At 49.4% G+C, this 20,236-nt stretch carries 16 protein-coding genes and 2 pseudogenes; all 18 read right to left on the bottom strand.

Annotation, left to right across the window (positions count from 1 at the left end; genetic code table 11):
* Nucleotide 1: 1 nt before the first annotated feature.
* The 18 genes and pseudogenes from H567_RS27300 to H567_RS0113970 all read right to left on the bottom strand — a co-directional run bounded on the left by H567_RS27300 (nt 2) and on the right by H567_RS0113970 (nt 20,216).
* The gene (locus H567_RS27300) at nt 2-1,045 is read right to left on the bottom strand and encodes a glycosyltransferase family 2 protein (protein ID WP_153306199.1); all 1,044 of its coding nucleotides are present in this window, start codon (nt 1,043-1,045) and stop codon (nt 2-4) included.
* A 763-nt stretch (nt 1,046-1,808) separates the two neighbouring features.
* The gene (locus H567_RS25010) at nt 1,809-2,912 is read right to left on the bottom strand and encodes a glycosyltransferase family 4 protein (protein WP_084517326.1); all 1,104 of its coding nucleotides are present in this window, start codon (nt 2,910-2,912) and stop codon (nt 1,809-1,811) included.
* Between the two features lie 24 nt (nt 2,913-2,936).
* Nucleotides 2,937-3,905: a glycosyltransferase family protein gene (locus H567_RS25005; protein WP_051184880.1), complete on the bottom strand. Its 969-nt coding sequence runs from the start codon at nt 3,903-3,905 to the stop codon at nt 2,937-2,939.
* Entirely contained in the window at nt 3,895-4,764 is an 870-nt protein-coding gene (locus H567_RS0114040; RefSeq protein WP_028321888.1) for a phosphotransferase, read from the bottom strand. The genes H567_RS25005 and H567_RS0114040 overlap by 11 nt, the downstream gene beginning before the upstream one ends.
* Nucleotides 4,754-5,329 carry an HAD family hydrolase gene (locus H567_RS0114035; RefSeq protein ID WP_035254529.1) on the bottom strand — a complete coding sequence of 192 codons (576 nt, stop codon included), beginning with the start codon at nt 5,327-5,329 and terminating at the stop codon, nt 4,754-4,756. The genes H567_RS0114040 and H567_RS0114035 overlap by 11 nt, the downstream gene beginning before the upstream one ends.
* Nucleotides 5,313-6,059, bottom strand: coding sequence for a glycosyltransferase family 2 protein (locus tag H567_RS0114030; RefSeq protein ID WP_028321886.1), 747 nt, complete (start codon nt 6,057-6,059; stop codon nt 5,313-5,315). Before H567_RS0114030 ends, H567_RS0114035 begins: the two co-directional genes overlap by 17 nt.
* Nucleotides 6,060-6,231: 172 nt before the next feature.
* Nucleotides 6,232-7,335: a glycosyltransferase family 4 protein gene (locus H567_RS0114025; protein WP_035254528.1), complete on the bottom strand. Its 1,104-nt coding sequence runs from the start codon at nt 7,333-7,335 to the stop codon at nt 6,232-6,234.
* Nucleotides 7,336-7,357: 22 nt separating this feature from the next.
* Nucleotides 7,358-8,182, bottom strand: coding sequence for an FkbM family methyltransferase (locus H567_RS27940; RefSeq protein ID WP_084517322.1), 825 nt, complete (start codon nt 8,180-8,182; stop codon nt 7,358-7,360).
* A gap of 431 nt (nt 8,183-8,613) precedes the next feature.
* Complete coding sequence (locus H567_RS0114015; protein ID WP_161626627.1) at nt 8,614-9,654, bottom strand: glycosyltransferase family 2 protein; 1,041 nt, start codon at nt 9,652-9,654, stop codon at nt 8,614-8,616.
* Between the two features lie 85 nt (nt 9,655-9,739).
* On the bottom strand, nt 9,740-11,272 hold the full coding sequence (locus H567_RS25000) for an O-antigen translocase (protein ID WP_051184877.1): 1,533 nt from the start codon (nt 11,270-11,272) through the stop codon (nt 9,740-9,742).
* A 267-nt stretch (nt 11,273-11,539) separates the two neighbouring features.
* Nucleotides 11,540-12,655 carry a hypothetical protein gene (locus tag H567_RS0114005; protein WP_153306198.1) on the bottom strand — a complete coding sequence of 372 codons (1,116 nt, stop codon included), beginning with the start codon at nt 12,653-12,655 and terminating at the stop codon, nt 11,540-11,542.
* A 1,102-nt stretch (nt 12,656-13,757) separates the two neighbouring features.
* Nucleotides 13,758-14,177, bottom strand: a complete 420-nt coding sequence (locus H567_RS0114000) for a sugar 3,4-ketoisomerase (RefSeq protein ID WP_028321881.1) — start codon at nt 14,175-14,177, stop codon at nt 13,758-13,760.
* Between the two features lie 36 nt (nt 14,178-14,213).
* A complete protein-coding gene (locus H567_RS0113995; protein ID WP_035254527.1) occupies nt 14,214-14,657 on the bottom strand; it encodes a sugar 3,4-ketoisomerase in 444 nt (147 codons plus the stop codon).
* A gap of 31 nt (nt 14,658-14,688) precedes the next feature.
* Nucleotides 14,689-14,904, bottom strand: a pseudogene (locus H567_RS30305) (acyltransferase); the annotation flags it as partial.
* A gap of 39 nt (nt 14,905-14,943) precedes the next feature.
* Nucleotides 14,944-15,873, bottom strand: a pseudogene (locus H567_RS29875) (N-acetyltransferase); the annotation flags it as partial.
* Between the two features lie 104 nt (nt 15,874-15,977).
* A complete protein-coding gene (locus H567_RS0113980; RefSeq protein ID WP_028321879.1) occupies nt 15,978-17,075 on the bottom strand; it encodes a DegT/DnrJ/EryC1/StrS family aminotransferase in 1,098 nt (365 codons plus the stop codon).
* Between the two features lie 5 nt (nt 17,076-17,080).
* Complete coding sequence (locus H567_RS24990; RefSeq protein WP_035254526.1) at nt 17,081-17,860, bottom strand: tyrosine-protein phosphatase; 780 nt, start codon at nt 17,858-17,860, stop codon at nt 17,081-17,083.
* 76 nt (nt 17,861-17,936) lie between these two features.
* Nucleotides 17,937-20,216: a GumC family protein gene (locus H567_RS0113970; protein ID WP_028321878.1), complete on the bottom strand. Its 2,280-nt coding sequence runs from the start codon at nt 20,214-20,216 to the stop codon at nt 17,937-17,939.
* Between the last annotated feature and the right edge of the window lie 20 nt (nt 20,217-20,236).

The following is a 20,236-nucleotide window of genomic DNA, read 5'->3' as shown; positions in this document are numbered from 1 at the left end:
TTTACCTTTTTACGGTTGACAGTTTTTGTCCGACGGCCAACACTAGCGCCTTTTGATACTCCCTTAACCTCAAAAAACCACACGAGCTGGCCCAACCGAACGACCCTAGCCGATACCCTGCGAACATCAAGCGGGTTATCCATGTCATAGGCATTTCCTTGGCATAAGCTTCAAAGGTTTCTCTTGCTTCTTGATGGCGTCCCGCAAGAACCATATTGTGGACATAACTTGCGGCAACCTTTCCCCGTATTCTTTTAAAGGACGGCAAGACATCCTCTTTTATATTCGGCAAGACCCGTACTTGCCACATTTGCACCGTGGGACAAAATTTCCGGCGGGCAAAATATTTTTTTATCCAGCCCCCACGAGCAGCTTCCCTGGCCGAATCGCCGAACCAACAAGCTTCAGGAATGAAACCCCACGGACCTTTCGTAGCCAGAAAAGCCCAGAACTCAAGATCCTCACAGATGCGAAGATCGGTTCGTTGAATACCGTCGGTCCCCAGTTTGGAACTTCTTATCAGAGCCGTCCCGGTACGGATGTGATCATAGCGGGCCCAGAAATCAAAAAAATTTTCCAGCATGCAGGGCTTGCAGGGAATATCAGGTTGTCTTCCAAGTGGAGGAAAACTTATTGCTGCACCTTTTAAGGGCTGAATCTGCCACCCCGTGCTCACTGCTACAGCTTCAGGGTTGACCTCCATAAATTCAGTCGTGGCTCTAATAAATCCAGGGAGCCAGTAATCGTCCGCATCGAGGAAAGCAACATATTCACCCTTTGCGACAGCTAAACCAGAATTGCGGGCAGCCGCAGGGCCGAGGTTTGCTTGTTCCAGGTATCGGATACGATCTCCAAAGCTCTGGGCTACTTCAGCCGTTTTGTCCGTTGATCCGTCATTGCTAACGATAACCTCCAAAGGCGGCGGATCCTGATTCAGGGCGCTAAGAACGGCTCGGGATAGGCAGCTTTCGACGTTATAGGCGGGGATGATGACAGAGACGCCGCTTAGTTTGCAACACAACTCTTTGGACAGATTTTCATTCATATTCGGCACTGCGCACACAACCAACTTCTATAATAAGCACAGTTAGTCCTTTCTCGAGCAACTTATAGGGATCTGATGTTCGCACAAAGAAATATGCGCGGCATTGAAAGACAGCTCGGTTGCACACTCAAGACCACATTCACCAGAAATTCCATCGCTAGTTTCTGTAGATCGTGTTCCCTTTTCAGGACTTACCAATCAGTTCGACACAGCACTGAATGTGACACTATCGCGTCATATGGCGCCTAAGCACCCTTCCAGCTTGCCCAACAGTTCGGAGTGCGCAAACAGCCTTGGATTTTGCCTTCGATCCGCCTTCAATTTCTTCTCGGCTGCCCGCTGGGATATCTTGTATCGAGATTTAGCCCAGCCTAGGAGTTTTGATATGATGGGCTACACAAGAAATACTCAAAGTGACGATACCAATATCGCCTATCCAAGATAACAATCACAAAACATATCCATCAGCAATATCAAAAATATGGATTCTTTGGCAAATATAGAATTTCATATCCTTCTTCTCGCAGACCTTGGATTAAGGACTCTTCCGGCTCTTTTTTGAAAACAATTATCCCACCCAGGCCAAACCCAAGAAGACCCAACCGACAAAGCCCATTTTGCAGAGAGATGCCAAGTTTCGTCATTTTATAACACACATTGCAAATGTGTGCTGGCGTCTTTGATACTTTTTCGTCATAGAAATCATTCTGTTTTTTAAACGCAAAAAGTCTTTCTCCAAAATTAAACTACAGGGCATACAAAGCTATTTTTGTAAAAGATAATTCCGCATGATTGCAGCCATATCACAAACGACTTTATGCCAACTATATCTTTTCAAAACAAAATCTTGCCCTTTCAGCCCCATTATCCGCAGCAGCTCTTTGTTATCAAGAGCGTAATTTAACACGTTAGCTAATTGGTTGGCATCCTCATGCTCAACCATGAATCCCCATTCGCCATTATTAGTGAATTCAGGAAGAGCAAAACGTTTGAGGCCAACTATGGGCGTCTTGTTAGCAAGAGCTTCCAAATACGTAATGCCATTTGGCTCATGCAGAGCAGGCATGACATAAAGCGTTGCCTTACGAAACAGATCTAATGTAACAGAACGCGGTTGATTGAAGTAGTAAGTCACACCATCAATTCTATCATCCAATTCTGTTCCCACGACTGCAAGGTGCAAATCTGGGCGCAATTTCTTTAGCAAACGAAAAGCTTTTAATAGCAGTAGAAGCCCTTTGTATTTTTCTGTTCCTTTACGTAGAACAATCAATAACAAGTTGTTTTGATAGTTTTTCTCTTCAAGAAACGGATTTACGTTGACACCAAAACCAACATTATGGATTTTATTTTCATCTATTCCATAGGCGCTCATCATACACTGCCGTGTCCACTCGTTCTGCGTGAAAATTAAAGCCATGCGTTGAAGGGATTCCATATTGTTTAAGCCATAATGCCGCTTCCAAATACCTATACCTCGGCGGTTACCAGCATAATGCTGCATTTCAACTTCATGAAATGAATCAACATAGGCGGCAAATTTGGTTTTATATGCTATAGAACTAGGTATTATATAATCGGAAATAAACATTACGAAATCTGGTTTACATTTGAGTTGCAAGATTCTGCTTTTTATTGTCCTTGCACAAAACGGCTTCAAAAAGGGGTCTTTCGCAGAACCGTATATGAATATGAGTTTACTAAATATTACGTGGTAAATTCGTAAAATCATGCGGTATGTTTGCCAGTTGAGGCAATCGATATGGAGTCCTGGTATATTGGCAAAATGATTTTTTAGGTTGTAGGGAGTGCCAGACCAGTTTAATGGATTTGTGATATCACCTCTACTTGCAAGCAGTATTTTCATATACAACCTTTATTACATATTAATTTAATCAATGATTTTTTGCTTTAACTCGTTTAATTGATTTTCTTCAGAAATTATATGCATATTATATGGGAAAACGCCTGTAATGATTTCATGATATTTAATTCCTGCTTCTGCTAAACAAACCTGATAATCGCTTTGCATCAAGCGGTTGTTTCCGGCTATTATTATCAGTCTGGCCGTTCCAGATTCGTAAAGACGCCTTATTTTTCGGACAAAATCTTCTTTTTTGTTTGTTTGCAGCATTTCAAATGCCAAAAATATGGTCTTATAACTAGCGCAGTACTCGCGCCACTCTTGCTGAGTGCCCCAGTCAAGATAATTGCTGACTTGGCACGGGCGAAAGGATAACTGATCCATCAACATCCCATAGATTATATGGGACAGGTACAGAATATCGCAGTGCGCGAATCTCCGATAGAATTTCATATAAATCGCAGCGCTTTCAAAGGAATAACCACCAGCACAGAAATAACGACTAATAATTTTTTTTTCGATGATATTAGTGATATAAAATCCATCATCAATGGCAACATAACTCTTATCAGATGGATTAACCTTTTCAAGCGCATCAAGTGGGAAAATGGCGATGTTGTTGGTAGGTTCCAGAGAGCATTCAAAATAATTGTCTGAATCTTTGATCAATATAGGACCTTTGATTTTTTCATGTTCAATGGTTTTAGCTATGGTTTCGGGCTGATTGCGCGTTGGATTCTCCAATACAACAACACGCAGCTTTTCGAACATCCCTGCCACCTCGAACTGCCTTTCCAGGAGTGGTTTCAAGTGAAATCGTTCGTCATGTTTTCTGAGAATGGTAATGTATATCCGATCGAACTCCTCCAGCATGAGACCGCGGATGCTTTCAAACACCATCAGGTTACCCAGTGGATGAAGGTCGAACATGTAGGGAGCGGTATCCACCCACTCGGGTTTGTCAGCCGCGATGGGAACGATCAGGTTAAACGGCATATCTTTTTAACAGATCGGCAATGGACGTTTTTAGAAAGCGAATGACCACAGGGTCATGGGCGTATTGGAGAATCCGGAGAAAATTCATCAATTGGAAGACAGGATAGGCCTCATGATACCATTGATATTTTGAAAAAAAGTCATGGATCCTCTTATCCATAAGGCGTAATGCAATCTGATGCCGTATGTGGTCATAAGTCCCCTGATACATCAGCCCTGACCAATTAAACGCAGTATCCTGCCTCAATTTAACAATATCCATCAAGGGTGTTTCAATGAACGAATCCAGGAAATCGATCAGATAACACCGGCCTCCATTGAAAAGAATGTTGGAGAGCGTGAGGTCGCCGTGGCACACGCCTACGGGGATGCTTACAGCCAATTTTCCCCCGAAAATTCTATCCAACTCGGGCAGGAGCGCCTTGATTTCACCATCGGCCCCGGTGTGCGCACTGGTTTGGATGTTACGTCTCACTGACCAGTATTTTTCCGTAAAAATGCGCTCTTCAATCGTTTTCAATTCACACAGCGCGATTTCCGATTCCACAAAAGCAATGATGTTCCCGAGGAAATGATTGATCTGTTCATATCCGGCGTTTTCCAAGAAGGTAATAAAATTAAGGGAATAAACATATTCCATTTTGATCCGGCAGGCGTTTTCTCCAGCTTCGATGGCAAGGATACGGGGCGTCTTGATGCTGGCGGGTGCTTGTGCCTCAAAACCGCGCTGTTTGAGCGCCTGCTGTCTCAGCCGGCCGGCATAGGAGGGATCACGGGTGCTTTTGTAAACGAACAGGCGGTTGTTCTCGTTGACAACCTCGATCGAGCACCCGGAATGGCCGGCAATTTCAATTTCCATAGAAACACCCATTGATGACCATGTAGCTCGCGCCGGAGGCGGCCGCAGCCTGCACACCGATATCCGTGTCCTCGAAGATCAGGCATTCTTCAGGTCGAACGCTCAAACGAGCCATGGCGATCCGGTAACATTCGGGATCGGGCTTTGGTCTCGCGACTTCCTCGCCGCTGACGATGATTTCAAATAAATCACTGAGATTCGCGAATTCCAGCAGGTTGACCAAGTTCTGGCGCCTGGCTGTGGAAGCGACAGCCGTGTGCCCGCCGCTGCGTCTGAATCCCGCGATGAAATCGGCCAGAACCCGATTGATTTTGATCCTGGGGAAATAGGCAGGATAGGCTTTTGCCTTACCAGCCTGAATGGTTTTTCTGAGATCCGGGTTTACAATGCCCAGCCGCAGCATAAATTCCTCGAACCGGACCCCGAAACATTCGTCGTATTTTTCCGGGTAAAGATCCTGCCCAACAGCCCTCAGCGCATCGCGGTATGCCAAAAAATTGGCTTCGCGGGTGTCCATCAAGGTGCCGTCGAAATCGGAAATGATCAGCTTAATCTCTACTGCCATTATTCTGCAGGCTCAGTTCCTCGGGTGTGCCGTAGGAATAATACTTCTCCGTTTTAGCCAGAAAGACATATTCACCGTCATGAATGAGATAGTTATACAGTAGGGAAACGTAAAATTCCGCGCACCCGCCCAGGCCATCCTGCAGCAGCCGTTCTGCCGCGCTGATAAAGGATGCTGCCTTACTGAAGAAATAGGCCCCGGCCAGGGCATGGCGCGATATCACCTGTTTTTCAGCGGTGCGGATCACACGGCCATGTTCGTCAGCCAGAGCATAACTGTAACGTGGATTGTCTGAATCGAAAGAAACCAGTGCCCCTCCGCTGACTTGGGACGCAGGCTGCTCCAAAATGCCGGTGATGTGGTCAGCATACTCCCGGCTGTAAAATTCCAGATCGCAGTCCATGACCACGAGGCCCTCATCCGGATGGATTGCAGGGCGTGCCACAAGACATGTCTCGACCGCGCCACGGGTGGTTTTCGAAACGGCGAAAATTGATGCCTCCGGCAAAGCGCTTTTGATTCTAGCATCGATGGCATATAGGTCGATATGCTCCTGGCGGACAATAAAACAGTGCCTTTTCCCGCAGGGGATTCCTTCGAGGCTAAGCAACGCCCGTTCAAAAAGACTTCTGCCTTTGCACGCAATCATCGGCTTGGGCGTTGTGAATCCCTGTTGAACAAACCGGGAGCCTTCGCCGGCCATGGGCATGATAATGTGGAGGGGTCTCATGGAATCCTTAAAAAGAGAGCTTCGAAATTCGAATATCGAAATGTCCGCAAAAAACCAGCTGAATCCGAAATTCGAAACACGAAATGCCAAAAATAATTAAAGGCCATTTGGTCTATTCTTTATGTCTTCAATTCAGTGGAAACCATTCATTCATTGCTTCACCACTCGCTGCTCAAGCTTCCGAATGACATGCCACTTTTTGCATCTCTTTCAACATCTGATTGACAACCAGGTCCCAGCGGTACCGGCTCAAGACAAATTGCTGTCCTTTCAAGCCCATCTCCTGCAGACGGTTTTTATCGCTCAGCGCCTTGTAGATGACATCGGCGAGTTCCTCCGGAGCGCCATCGTCTGCCATGAACCCCCATTTCCCATTGCCAGAAAACTCCGGCACCGCAAACCGGTTTAGCCCGACAATGGGCGTCTTGTTGGCCAGGGCTTCCAGGTAGGTAATGCCATTCGGTTCATGAAGGGCTGGCATGACATACAAAGTGGAGGCTCTGAATAGCTCCACGGTTTTGGAGCGTGGGAAATTATAGAAATATTCAACGCCGTCGAGCTTGTCTGGCAGTTGGGTGCCAACCACCGCCAGGCGGACCTTCGTTTGTCGCCTTTTCAAGATTTTGAACGCGTCAAGCAGAAGCAGCAGACCCTTGTATTTTTCCGTTCCCTTGCGCTGCACGATCAAAAGAAGCTCCTTATCATAATCTTTTTCGCCATCAAACGGCGTAACGTTGATGCCGAACCCCACATTGTGAATCCGAGCGCCGGGAATTCCATATTCACTGATAATGCATTGGCGTGTCCATTCATTCTGGGTGAAGATCAGGGTCATTCTTTCAAGCTGCGCCTGATTCGATTTCTCATAGCCGCGAAAAAACCAATCTTTTCCCCAACGGGCATCATCCATATATTTGAATTGTTCCTTCAGGAACGAATCGAAATAGGCGGCATATTTCGTATAGCCCCTAAGCCTGTCAGGAATGTAGTAGTCTGAAATGAACAGCAGAAAATCAGGCGGTTTGTCGTTTCGAATCAGAAGACGCTTTATTTTTTTTTCAGCAAAGCGTTGGAGTAGCGGGTCACGGGATGTGCCCCATCCAAAGAAAAACCTGAGAAAGCCCGCATGGTATGCCCGCAGCAATTGACGATTCAGTTGCCAGTTGAGGGTCTGGACACCTCCCTCGGCCTGAAAAGCCCTTTTTAAATTATATTGGGTACCAGACCAAATCTTGGGGTTGTCGAAATCCCCGCGGGATGCAAGTAAAAGCTTCATGAAAAAAACTTCAAATATTCACCTACTCTAATTGTGTCGGGACAACCGGACGCTGGCCCAACATGCAAATCGTTTCCCAGAGATTAACTAAAGACCTGCCTCGATCGTCAAGATTCTCATTCTTCTTAACAAAAAAAGCATTGAGTTCCAATATTTCGCCTTCAAAATACCCTTGAGGCTCGATAGCTCTTAAATAAAAACCTCTTTGCTCGAGATATTCTTTCAATTCAAAAAATAATCTCTGCCGCTTATAAATTGGTTTCAATTGTGTTTCAATTTCCACACATCTTGTTGCATCTAAATATCGCCCAAAACCTTCTAAAACTTGATACTCAAATCCTTGCACATCAAAATGCAGAAAATCCGGAGGAAAGAAGATTTTTCCGCTTTCGTAAAGAGTGTCGAACCTGCGTAATTTTATCTTCTGTGTTGACTGTATCGAAAACCATTTCCCAACTGGATACTCAGATAGTAAATCCATATTAGGCTCAAGACAAGATGAGCATCTAAGATTTTTGGTAAGATAGAAAATTGAGTTTATATTCTTATCACCAAGTGCATATGGATACCATGTTATTTTTTTGTTTCTCTGAGTAAGTCTTTCAAAAGCCTTCTTTTCAGGTTCAAAACCGGCAGCAACTATGGAATTACGCATAACCCAAGGATAATATAGCGGCCCAATTCCACCGGCGGCTCCGATTACTATAACATTTGGTTTTGAGAATCGACAGTTGTGCAATTCTAATGTTCTGTTTAGCCTAATGAATTTTGGCGAAATTCTATGAAACATTTTCTCAGCAACTCTTCTACCTATACGAAATAGGATGTCCTTTTCTGGCAAATTCATTACCTCTCGCTTTATTAGCTACTAAGTACGTCCGTACGTCTTTTCCATCATCGTTTAAAGCACAGGGTTCGAACGTATATTTCCCTGTACATGCCGACTTACTATGTCAAGTTAAATCATATACCCCGCAAACTCAGCGGCAAATTCTTTCTGATGCAGATGCCCCAAACTCCGCAGACACCCAACTCAAGTCCATAGTAGAACCTGTAAAAGGATCTCTTTCGGCCCACAGAAAGCCCTGTCTTTGATTCAGAATTTTGATCAAAGATCTAGGGCGACAACCCCAAAAAACTTGGTTAAACCCAACCTGGAAAATGCCGCATGTCTTGAGAAAATCGCCTTACTTACGACCTCTCTCCAAGAAAAAATGCTCTCAATGTTTGGATTAAAAATTTAATGTGTCAAATTGCAAAAGACCAATACCAATGGCGTTAAAACGTCTCGATTTTAACATTTCCTGTTATGACACTTTCTAAATCGACGGTGAGTGTTTGACCGTCAAAAGGGATGGATTGTTTTTCTTTAAAATATCTTAAGTATTTTCCATAAGCAATGCGAATAGTTTTAAATGAAAGCAAAAATAATTTAGCTTTTCTGACCGTGGACAAAAACGAGTTGCTTCTGATAAGCTTGATTCTTCGCAAAAATGAAGCTTCATATAAATTAAGAACGAGATCGGATTCATGATATGGTTTCAAATTGTAGATATATTGATCCGCCGAATTGAATAAATGCTCGACTGTTTCCTTGGAATATTTTCCGATCATCAACGTTATATCTTTCTTACGTTGTTGAAAGGAATAAGGTAAACTTTTTAAAAAATAGGAATACTTTCTATATGATTCAAAGTAATCTTTAGTTTGGCATCTATATTTTACGAGTGGCGTATTTATTAATTTTAGTTTTCCCAGTAAAAGAGCTCTATAAGGTAAGACATGATCTTCAAAACAAATATTAGAATCTAATTCGCCAAACATCTGAAAACAAGATTTATGATAAGCAGCCATACAGCCTGTTAATCTCATTATGCCAAAAAAATCCAATCCACACGTTTTATATTGAATGCCATTTTCATCAATAATGATTGTGCCACCTCCTGAGTAAAAAATATTGTGCTCATTCTTTACCGTTTCATAATGGATTGATGTTCTTTCTGGAAAAGAGATATCGTCGCCTGACGCAAATACTATCCACTCACCTTGGGCAATGCGTACGACATTATTTATGTGCCCAGCTATTCCAAGGTTCTTGGAATTCCTATTTAAAATGACCTTATGCTTCCCTTTATAGGTTTTCATCATCTCTTTAATGATTTCAAAGGTAGCATCTTCTGAGCAATCGTCTGAGAGGATGACTTCAAGCGGAAAATATGTCTGCGAGAGAGCTCCTTCAACGGCTTCACGTATAAAACGTTCCTGGTTATATGCAAAAAGCGCAAAAGTGATAAGAGGGCGTTCCATTTTGTTTGTCACAAATCGATTTTCTATTTGATGATGAGCGCCGAATCTAACTATCCACTTTCTGCGGATTTTAATGCATAACAACCGGGCAAGGCCCTCATTGGACCGTACGGCTTGCCGGCCTTACCTCAGTGGCCTTTATTTCTGGTGTCCAAACCAAAAAGCGGGTTCCAACGGCTGATTTCCTTGAGAGACTCCGAAGACAATATACACTTAGTAATGCCAGCAAGAAGGTATTCACTGCGTATTGATACCACGGGTTGGCCAGCAATGCGGTGATCAATCCGACGGCAACCAAAGTTCCTCCAAAAGCGGCGATGTGGAGCTGATTCACCCGGTTCCACGTCACGCCGGAGGCTGCATAGCCGATGGTGTAAACGACCGGGGTATAAATGGCGTACAGGGCCAAAAAGGCGATCCCGGTGCCAGGCAAGCCCCACAGCTTGGTGCAGCCCCAGATGGCTGCGATGTGGAGCAGATTGGCAAAGGTCTCGGAGCAAAAAAATGTTTTTCCCATACCTTTGGCCAGCATAATAAAACCCAGGGGCCATGAGACGATCCGGCCGAAGATACCGTAAACAGACCAGCGTAGAATATCCACCGCCTCGTCGAATTTGCCCGAGTAAAAAATCGTGATGACCAGGGGCGCGAAGACGATGGTGGCAGCCAGACCCGGAACGGCCAGCAGCAGGGCGATTTCGGTCTGGGCATTGACGGATTCATTCACGAGCTTGTCGTCGTGTGCCAGTCCGGTCAGGCGCGGGTAATAGTCTGTTCCCATTGCCTGCAAAACAAAACTGACCAGAATCCCGGAAAAGGTGAACGCCGCCAGGTAAATTCCCACCCCTTCCAAACCTACCTGGCGGATAAGCAGAATCCGAATGATATATCCGGAGACGGCGGTCATCAGGCCGGCCAGCATGAGTGGAATTCCCAGCCGGAGAAGACGGCCGGCATCTTCCCGACTCTCTCGCCACGATAGGTCGATTGGTTTCAGAGAAACCCGGCGGGCATACCACCAGGACGTACCCAAGGCAGCCGCAGCGGTGAGGATAAGGCTTGGCACAATGCCCGCTTTTCCCCAGAAATAATAGCAGGGGATGCTGATGGCCGTGCCGTTCAAGGCGCCGATGACGCTGACTTTGGCCAGATCCTTGATCCGGCGGGTTCCCTGCAACACACAGGATTGGCCTGTGGCGATGTTGCCAAAAAGAATCGTGATTCCGATCAGCGCGATGGAGAGGGAATGCTCGGTCGTGCTGAAGGAGGCATTCGAAAGGAGCGTGGACCCCAACATCATGATCAGCATACCTAGAAGCCCGGTCACCCAGACAGTGCGGCGCAGGGTCTTGACGGTACGGGCAATCCGATCTTGCTCGCCTGAGCCATGGGCTTCGGCAATCTCTCGCACCCCGCTGGTTCCGATGCCCATACTGGAAATGGTGCCGACCATACCGCTGATAGCCGTGTAGACACCGATCAGACCCATTCCTGACGGGCCCAGCAGCACCGCCACAAATTTGGTCCTGACCATTCCAATACCCATGTTTATCAGCGAGGAACCGCCGATCATGGAGGTAGATTTCAGAATTTCGCGGTAAGTCGTCACGGCGAGTGCTTGATTGATCAAAGATGGATGTGCACTTTATTGAAAGTGTGGCATATCCCTATGCAAGACTATATCCCGCGCTACGATTTTTGCCGGGTTCCCCCTGGCAGGCTGCATTACGCGTTTCTAGAAAGACGTTTAGCCTTTTCCCTTGTCTTATGATTGTCGAAGAGGTGTTCGAAGGTACCATTGACCAACGCGCACCGGAGCTATGCCTTCCATACACCAATCGCCGATTCCTGTTCCGAACACATTGCCACTTACGATCACCCCGCGGTAATTAAATTATCATCGATATATCTCGAAAAATTTTGTATCTTCTACCACTTGGAGGTTGGCTTTTACATAAGCCACAATTGCGTGGAAGGATTTGTCTTCCATGAGCGGAAAAAATCCGCGTTGCAGCGCAGTAGGATCTAGCTTTTGCACAATAACCATTTTCTCATGTCTACGAGCTTCTATTGCTTGACTTACTCGACGGAAAAGCTCTGGCTTATTCAATTCAATTTCTTGGGCCCAATCTATAGGTAAAGGGTTTTTTTGCTTAGACACAGCCCAATGAGCAGCAACATCAGGTATAATAGCATACTCAAATCCACGGTCTACAACTTTATCAATTGCCAAATCAAGGTCAGATAGAAATGCCAGTGTGTTGGAATTAGTGCGAATCAAACGTCCGCCAGGCAGGATATCCCCGAGTTGGGCCGTCAATTCCGAGGCTGGACGGTCCAAGTAGATTTGATGCGTACGGACATGGTGAAATGCAGAGATTACGATAATTGCTGACAAAACGCCTACGGCGGATAACCAACGTGATTTTAATTTCTCTTCAAAATGTGTTAGTGAAAATGAGACAAGACGTTCGTGCAGCAGTGCAAAAAGGAAAACAAGTAGAATACCACTACCGAGAACAGGAGTATTGTATCCAATCGACAGCGAAACACACCAGGCCAGCAATCCTACTACCATTCCTGTTTTTATTTCGCGTGAACGTTTGTGACCACACTCCAAAACAAAATAAATCAACACACCAATGACAATTCCGAAAAGTACATAGGAGAATAAAAAAATCCCCCCGGTAAACAAGCTTACAGTAGCTAGAATGAACATGGCCGCAACAAGTGTGCAACCAACGAAAAGTCTGACAGGATTATCGGTACGAGGATAACCGTACTGTGATTTACTGTACATTAAACTGGTAACGGTAATACCTATAAGTACTCCCAGCAACATTCTCCTGTGGAAATAGGCACGAACGCCAGCGTCCAAAATCCCAGTCTGCGAAAGTAATTGCTGCATCCCGTCAGAGATACCACCGAAAAGACCAAGCATGGCAATATACAAAATACCTGGAAGCACAGCGGCAATAATATTTCTATAATTTCTCCAGTCTCCGAAAAGCAAGAGTGCTCCAGGTGCTACAAATATGAAGCTCTGCTTGCACAAATAAGCCAATCCTAGTAGCAAATAGGCAATGGGACGAGCACGAACAGACGAGAGAGAGTATAGGTAGAACGCGAGAGCGCAGAAAAATAAGCCATCGATTGTATGCCAAGCCATTGCAGGGAACGAGTGGCAACAAAAGGCAAATGCTATAATGGCAAAGACGCATCGATCGACTGACCGCAGCCTAATAAGGGGACATAAAGCGCGATTAACAAACAGCGTCATGAACCACGCGATACAAGCACATTGCAGGAAGAAAACGAACCTAGATAGCCAGTACGTGAATTGGCCACCTAGGAGAATTTCTGGTATATGCAGTGCAGGCGACAGTGCGGGGCGGATAATGATAAAATCACGGTGTGGAATTTGCCCGTCTAGAAGTCGGCGTGCATATGCGAGCGTGAAGCCGTCATCTGTCGGATTAAAACCTAACTCAGAATACAGCAGATGAGCAATAATTGCGACTCCAAGAATCCATGCCACCGTAACAACAATAGTAGTAGTTCTATTTAAGTTTTGTTGATTCAAACAATGAAATTGAATTTAATAGTTTTTATTTTCAGCCATGAAGCATTATATACTACATTTATAATGCTTCATGAAATATTTATAAATTTTTAATTTAAAAGTTTAATTTAAGTGAATAAAACAAATTATTTGCATTATGATAATATATGAATAACAACTTTATAATTATGGTAAGCGACGTTGGAAAAATACTATTTAATTGTCAATTTAAAAAATCAAAATGCAGAGACGTATTAGATAAGGCCTCTGCTTTTCTGTGACTAATCTGAACACATACATGGTTGTTACTTTTCTGATCAGAAAAAGCTGCTATAATTTTTTAAATTTTACCACTATATCCGAATGCTTCTAGTCTAAGGTCAAAATAATAGGGGCTTTTATCTGTCATTCTCGAACTGGAAAAGAAATTCTCTATTTTTGTCTGTTTTTTCTGTTGAGTGAGAAATGATGAATTTTCTTCCATGTGTGGCTGTCGCCAATTCTAAGGCTATTCAGCTTTCAATAATTTCAATACACACACTTCAGATCCCCCCTATACCTGAGTGAATTTGGTCAATTGCTCAAATTCCACGTAATCCCGAATGTAATCATGCTCATCATAGGGAGCTGACGCCAAGACCAGGCAAATGCCGCCGGAGGAAAAATTTTCAAGTTCCCTCCAGATCATTTGCGGGATGTACAGGCCATAATATGCTCGGTCCAGATGCACGCGGCGGCGTTCGGTCCCGTCATCCAGAATCACATCAAACGCACCCATCACCGATACAATGAGCTGCTGCAATTCTTTGTGGGCATGCCCGCCCCGGCTTTCACCGCCCGGCACATCATAAAGATAATAAACCCTCTGAATTTCAAACGGCACATGCTCGCCGGCGTAAATGGGCGTGATAGCGCCTTTACGTTCGCTGATCTTGGGAAGATTGATTACCTTGCAGGCGTTGATCGATGTCATCTGCAGGTGCCTTGGAAAACATTCATATGCAAATGGTTAGCAGCATTGTTGCGTTTGATTCATTTTTTTGAAATCAGCGTAATCTTTCACGTAATCGTTTGCATCGTAAGGAAGAGAGGCCAAAACGAGTGCTACTGCATTGGTTGAAAAATGCTGCATTCGGCGCCAGATCATATTGGGCACATACAAACCATAGTAGGCTCGGTTGAGGCTGACGGTCTTCTGGGCAAGGCCATCGTCCAGAAAGACATCAAAGCTTCCGGACAAGGCAACGATGACCTCCTGAAGTTTTCGATAGGCGTGGCTGCCACGGGATTCCCCGCCTGGCACATCATAGATCCAGTAAACCCTTTTGATGTCGAAGGGAATGTGCCGGCGGGCTTCTATAAAGGTGAGGTTCCCCCGGTCATCCAGGATTTTGGGGAATTGGATGATGGCGGCATCGTAAACCGAGCGGGACGTGTTCTGGAGGTCAAGCATTCTTGCTGTTCAAGTCGTCGTTTGGAAGATATCTGATAAGGCGGCCTGGATTTCCAGCTATCAGAGAATAGGCCGGAACATCCTCTGTCACCACGCTCCCGGCGCCAATCATGGCGTTTTCACCGATGGTGATGCCGGGTAGGAGCGTCGCATTGGCTCCGATACTGGCACCTTTGCGTATGATGATGGGCAGGTATTGCTCGGGGTAGTGCTTGCTTTTGGGGTATCGATCGTTGGTGAAAGCCACACCGGGGCCGATGAACACGTCATCCTCGATGCGCGCGCCGTCCCAGATATACACGCCGGACTTGATGGTCACGCGGTTGCCGATGACCACATCGTTCTCGATGAAAGTCTGATCGCAGATATTGCAGTCCCGTCCGATGCGGGCCCCCGGCAGGATGTGGGCGTAAGCCCAGATCCGGGTGCCCTCGCCGACCTGATCCGACTCGAGCAGGGCGGCATCATGCACCTGCACCCCCCCCCCTTGTTCGACCTGCCGAACGACGCGGGCAGGCACTCCCATGACAAGGACGCCTGGAGCGACATCGCGCGAGACCACTGCGCCGGCGCCGACTACAGCCTTTTCTCCGATGACGACACCCGGGAGCAGCGTCGCCCCGGCGCCGATGACCGCGTTGTCGCAAATGGTCGGGCCCTGGACCCGTGATTCGTCATACCCGCCGGCGCCGGCCATGTTGTCATTGGTCATACCTACGGTGAGGCTTACAAACACATGGTTCCCGATCGTGCAGTTCCCCGTGACGTGCGTCAGGTCCATGACCTTGGTGTAATCGCCGATGCGGGTGTTGTAGTTGATGGTGACATAACGACTGATAACGCAATGGGAGCCGATCCGGCACTGCTCCCGGATGGATGCCCCATCGCCGAGGAGCGTGTTGGAGCCGATTTCCACATCGTAAAAAATCACCGCATGGGGGCCGATCGAGCAGTTGGGGCCGATGACCAGCTTCTTTTCGAATTCCAGCTGCCGGGCCAGTGCCCCCGCGCCCTTGGGCACTTTGCCGATAACCGCACCGGGGAAGATTTCCACGCCGTCGCCGATGGTCACGTCTTCTTCGATGACGACATGCGGATGGATCACGACATTGTCGCCCAACTGAACGCCCCTGCGGATCACGGCGAATTCGGCGATCGACACGTTGCGGCCGATTTGGTCGGTTTCGATCACGGCTTTGGGGTATGGCCTTTTCATCTGGAGCCCCCTCAGATTCTATGCTTGGGGTTAGGAGATACAGTCACCCTATCGATAGGGTCGATGAAATGCCTCTGCATACCCGTACAGACGTTTAAAGACAGTCAAAAAGCTCGAACCGATCGAATGACAGCGTCTTGTTGATCCAACGTCAATTGCGGTCCTATGGGCAGACTCAATACGCTGTCAGCCAATTGATTGCTCCAGGGGAGGTCCATGCGGAAATAGCCGCCCTTTCGGTACGCGTCGGACAAGTGCGGGGGGACAGGGTAATGGATCAGCGTGCCGATGCCAATTTCCGTGAGATGGTGCTGGAGCGCTTGTCGGTCGTTATGGCGGACCACAAAAAGGTGCCAGACGGGTTCGGCCCAGGAAGGCACATGGGGAAGCGTGAGGCCTGGACACCCCGCCAATTGCTTCAAATAGACCTCCGCGAGCCTACGGCGCCTGTCGTTCCACTCATCCAGGACCCTGAGCTTGACGCGCAGAAGCGCCGCCTGGAGTTCGTCCAGACGGGAATTGCTCCCCTGGACCTCGTGGTGATATTTGATCCGGGAGCCGTAATTCCTCAAGGTTTTCAGCTTCCGGGCCAGTGCATCATCATGGGTGGTGACAGCGCCGCCGTCTCCGAAGGCCCCGAGATTCTTGGCCGGGTAAAAGCTGAAGGCTGCAGCATGCCCCAGGCCTCCCGTGCGCCGGCCTTTGTAGCGAGCGCCATGGGCCTGAGCCGCATCCTCGATGACCTTCAAGCCGTAACGCCCTGCCATCTCGAGGAGCGGGTCCATGTCCGCGGGTTGGCCATAGAGGTGAACCGGTATGATCGCCCTGGTGCGATCGGTCAGCGCCGCTTCGATCCGGGCCGGATCGATGTTGTAAGTCTCCGGATCAGGATCCACCGGGACGGGGCGGGCTCCGACCGAAGAAACAGCCAGCCAGGTGGCGATGAACGTGAAACCGGGAACGATGACCTCGTCTTCCCGGCCGATCTCCAAGGCCTTCAGGATCAGGGCCAGGGCTTCCATGCCGTTGCCGCTGCCGATGCAATGCTTCACGCCGCAGTATGCCGCGAATTCCGCTTCGAATGCCTCGAGTTCGGGACCCAAGATGTACCAGCCGGAGTTCATGACGCGCCGGGAGGCGGCATCCAGGTCGTCCTTCAGTTCCAGGTAGGCGGCCTGGAGGTCGAGAAAAGGGACGGGCATTGCATTCACACTCTCGCTGCACGTTCAACCCGTCCTCCGGGTCGAAGGGCGGGTTCGGGGATTTCCGGGGATTCGCCGGCCAGTATGGCACTGGGCACGGCTGTCACCATTCTCTCGGCCTCGTCTGTGCTGCCCAGGATTTCCGCAGCGACGTGGACGGCTGCGGATAATGACACAGGCCGGTGGTCCGGCGAATGGGCGTCGGTGGCAATCAGGTGCACGAGGCGCTGGGCGACCAGTTTCTTCGCCACGCTGCGGACAAGTCTCCCGAATCCCCCGGTCAGGCTCATAGCGGTGATTTGGGAGAGAGCGCCCATGCGGATCAGGTCCAGAAGGAGACCGGGGTCGCGCTGGATCGTGTCGTTTCTTTCGGGATGGGTGATGATGGGGGTGAGGCCGTTCAACCTCAGGGCGTAGACCTCGGTCTGGACAGCCCGCGGGAGCACGTGCCTCGGCATCTCCAGGAGGAGGTGTCTCGACCGGTCGGCGATTGTGCAGATCTCACCCGCACGGACACGCTCGGCCATATGATCCGTCAGATGGGTATCCCCGCCGGCGTAGAGCTTGAGATCGATCTTCTGTCCGGAGAGAAAGGATTGCATTTCAGCCACGGCCGATAGGACGCTTGCCCGATCGTTCGTATAAACCCCGTTGAGGGTATGCGGGGTGGCGACGATGGCGTGTATGCCGTCGCCCACCGCCTGCCTGGCCATCGCCAGGGCTTCGGAGAGCGAACTCGGCCCGTCGTCGATGCCGGGCAGGAAATGGCAATGGATATCGATCATCGGACGGTCGAATGAAAGCGGCGCTCGGACCCCGCAAGGCGGGAGCGAGTGATTCCGTCGGGTTCAGTGGAGCACATCAGGCACCGGCTGTTCTGCGCTTCCTGCGGCTCTTTTTCTTCTTCTCACCATCATCCCCGTAATAGTGATAATAGTAGTGCTGATAGTAATACTTGCCCCCGTCGGCATCGACCGCATTCAGCAGGCCCCCGAGGATATGCCCGCCAACCGCCCGGATCTGGTCCACGGCGCCGGCCGCGGCGGCCCGCACCGTGGAGCCGGCCCTGATTACGAGGACGACCCCGTCGACTGCACTGGCCAGGACCGTGGCGTCGGTCACCGCGGTGACAGGCGGGCTGTCGAGCAGGATGCGCTCATAGCGGCTTCTGAGGGTGGTAAGGAGATCGGCCATCTGCGAGGAGCCGAGCATCTCGGAGGGGTTGGGGGGGATCGGACCGGATGGGATGAGGTCCAGCCCCGGGACTTCGGTGGCGAGGATCGCCTGTTCGCTGCCTTTCGCGCCCACCAGGAGATTCGTCAGGCCGCAATCGGATTTGACGCCGAAGACCTTGTGCAGTTTGGGCTTTCGGAGGTCGCAGTCGATGATGACCGTCCTGCTCCCCGCCTGCGCCATGGTCACCCCCAGATTGGCGGTGGTGACCGTCTTGCCGTCCTGGGGCGTGGCGCTCGTGATAAGGATGACCTGCGGGGCGGATCCGGCCGAGGAAAAGAGCAGGTTCGTGCGGATGCCCCGATAGGCCTCACTGGCACCGGACCTGGGCGAATGGACACAAGCGAGATCTCCGCCGGCAGAGACGCCATCCCCCTCCGGCTGAAAGGCGGGCACCGGCCCCAGGTACGCGACGTCCAGATGGTCCTTGAGTTCCTCGGGAAGCTTGATGGTATTGTCGAGGTATTCGAGGAGAAACGCGGCTCCGACCCCGAGGGCGAGCCCGACGGCGAGGGCGAGCAGGAGGTTTCGGCGCTTGTCCGGGCTGACCGGGCTCGCGGGCACCTCGGCCCTGTCGATCACCCGGACGTTGTCCGCCTTCATGTCCTCGGCGACGGTGGCCTCTTTGAACCGCTTGACCAGGAGGTCATACATCTCCCGGGCGCTTTCGACCTCGCGGTTCAACAGGCTGTAACGGATGGCCTTTTCGTTCAGTTGGAGGGCCTGCTCCTTCTGCTCCTCAAACGCCCTCTTGAGGGACTCTTCCTTCGCCTGGGCGACCATGTAGCGGTTCCTGAGCGAGTTGACGACACGCTCCACCTCCTTGGCCTTCCTCGCATTCAGCTCCTTCAACTCCGAATCGAGGGCGACCATCCTGGGGTGGTTTTTGCCGTACTTCTTGGAGAGTTCGGACATCTGCTTGTAGATGTCCACCTCCATGCTCTTGATCTCCGAGATCAGCGAATTGCTCAAGACATCCGGGATCGAGCCGATCAGTTCGGGAGACCCCCTGAGCGCAAGGGCCTGATTGAGAAGGGTTTCGGCCTCGACCCGCGCGGATTCAGCATCGACCACCTGGGCGTTCAACTGCGCAAGCTTCTGCGCAGTTACCTGTTCGGTGTCGCTGGAGAAGTCCGTAATGATCTTGTTCCGCTCCTTATACTGGAGCAGCGCGTACTCCGCCTCGTTGACCTTTCTGCGCTCATCTTCGATCCGGTCGCTGAGCCACTCCACCGCATCCTTGACACTGGCAAGCCGTGTCTCCAAATTACCTTCGATATAGGCCTGGGCCACCGCATTGGCGATCATCGCCGCGAGCACCGGGTCCTTCGCGTCGAAGCTCACGTCCACCAGACGGGTATCCCGGACGGGCGTGACGGTGATCCGATCCATGACCGCAGAGATCAGCCCCGAATCCGGCCCTTTGGAATCGGCTTGGTCAGGCTGCAGAACGGCCTGTCTGTCGCCCGTCCGAAAAAGAGCGGCCGCCGCCGCCTTGACGCCTTGAACTTGGTCCGCGATGAATCGCTTCACCCTTGAAACGGGGTCATCCTTAGGCTTGGGGAAAAACTCCTCCGAATGTTCCAGATTCAACCGGTCGATGACCGAGGCCGCCACCGCGCGGCTCTGGATGATCTTGTGCTGCGTGTTGTAGAACTGCGGGTCCCAGATCTCGTAGAACATACCGTTTTGCGGCATCACGGAACTCGCCGAGAGGCTCTTTTCGATGATGAGCCGGGTGGTAGCCCGGTAAACCGGTGTTGCGGTGTAGGTCTTCAAAGCGACGGCGATCAGGATGACCGCGAAGACCGCCAGGATGACCCAGCGCCGTTTGAGGACCACCTGCAGGTAGCGCCGCAGGTCGACCGGTTTTTCCCTTTCCGGGGAATCTATCAGGGGTTCGTTCATTGTTTTTGCCGTTTGAAAAG

The sequence above is a fragment of the Desulfatiglans anilini DSM 4660 genome, assembly GCF_000422285.1.
GTDB classification, from domain to species: domain Bacteria; phylum Desulfobacterota; class DSM-4660; order Desulfatiglandales; family Desulfatiglandaceae; genus Desulfatiglans; species Desulfatiglans anilini.
Note: the sequence above shows the minus strand (reverse complement) of the source record. Positions and strands in the feature narration are given on the sequence as shown.

Coding starts and splice junctions, on each gene's coding strand:
- H567_RS0114030 (WP_028321886.1), bottom strand. CDS start 6,059: ATGAGACCCCTCCACATTATCATGCCCATGGCCGGCGAAGGCTCCCGG.
- H567_RS25010 (WP_084517326.1), bottom strand. CDS start 2,912: ATGAAAATACTGCTTGCAAGTAGAGGTGATATCACAAATCCATTAAAC.
- H567_RS27300 (WP_153306199.1), bottom strand. CDS start 1,045: ATGAATGAAAATCTGTCCAAAGAGTTGTGTTGCAAACTAAGCGGCGTC.
- H567_RS24990 (WP_035254526.1), bottom strand. CDS start 17,860: ATGATCGATATCCATTGCCATTTCCTGCCCGGCATCGACGACGGGCCG.
- H567_RS0114040 (WP_028321888.1), bottom strand. CDS start 4,764: ATGGAAATTGAAATTGCCGGCCATTCCGGGTGCTCGATCGAGGTTGTC.
- H567_RS0113970 (WP_028321878.1), bottom strand. CDS start 20,216: ATGAACGAACCCCTGATAGATTCCCCGGAAAGGGAAAAACCGGTCGAC.
- H567_RS27940 (WP_084517322.1), bottom strand. CDS start 8,182: ATGAATTTGCCAGAAAAGGACATCCTATTTCGTATAGGTAGAAGAGTT.
- H567_RS0113995 (WP_035254527.1), bottom strand. CDS start 14,657: ATGCTTGACCTCCAGAACACGTCCCGCTCGGTTTACGATGCCGCCATC.
- H567_RS0114025 (WP_035254528.1), bottom strand. CDS start 7,335: ATGAAGCTTTTACTTGCATCCCGCGGGGATTTCGACAACCCCAAGATT.
- H567_RS0114035 (WP_035254529.1), bottom strand. CDS start 5,329: ATGGCAGTAGAGATTAAGCTGATCATTTCCGATTTCGACGGCACCTTG.
- H567_RS25005 (WP_051184880.1), bottom strand. CDS start 3,905: ATGCCGTTTAACCTGATCGTTCCCATCGCGGCTGACAAACCCGAGTGG.
- H567_RS0114000 (WP_028321881.1), bottom strand. CDS start 14,177: ATGACATCGATCAACGCCTGCAAGGTAATCAATCTTCCCAAGATCAGC.
- H567_RS0113980 (WP_028321879.1), bottom strand. CDS start 17,075: ATGCCCGTCCCTTTTCTCGACCTCCAGGCCGCCTACCTGGAACTGAAG.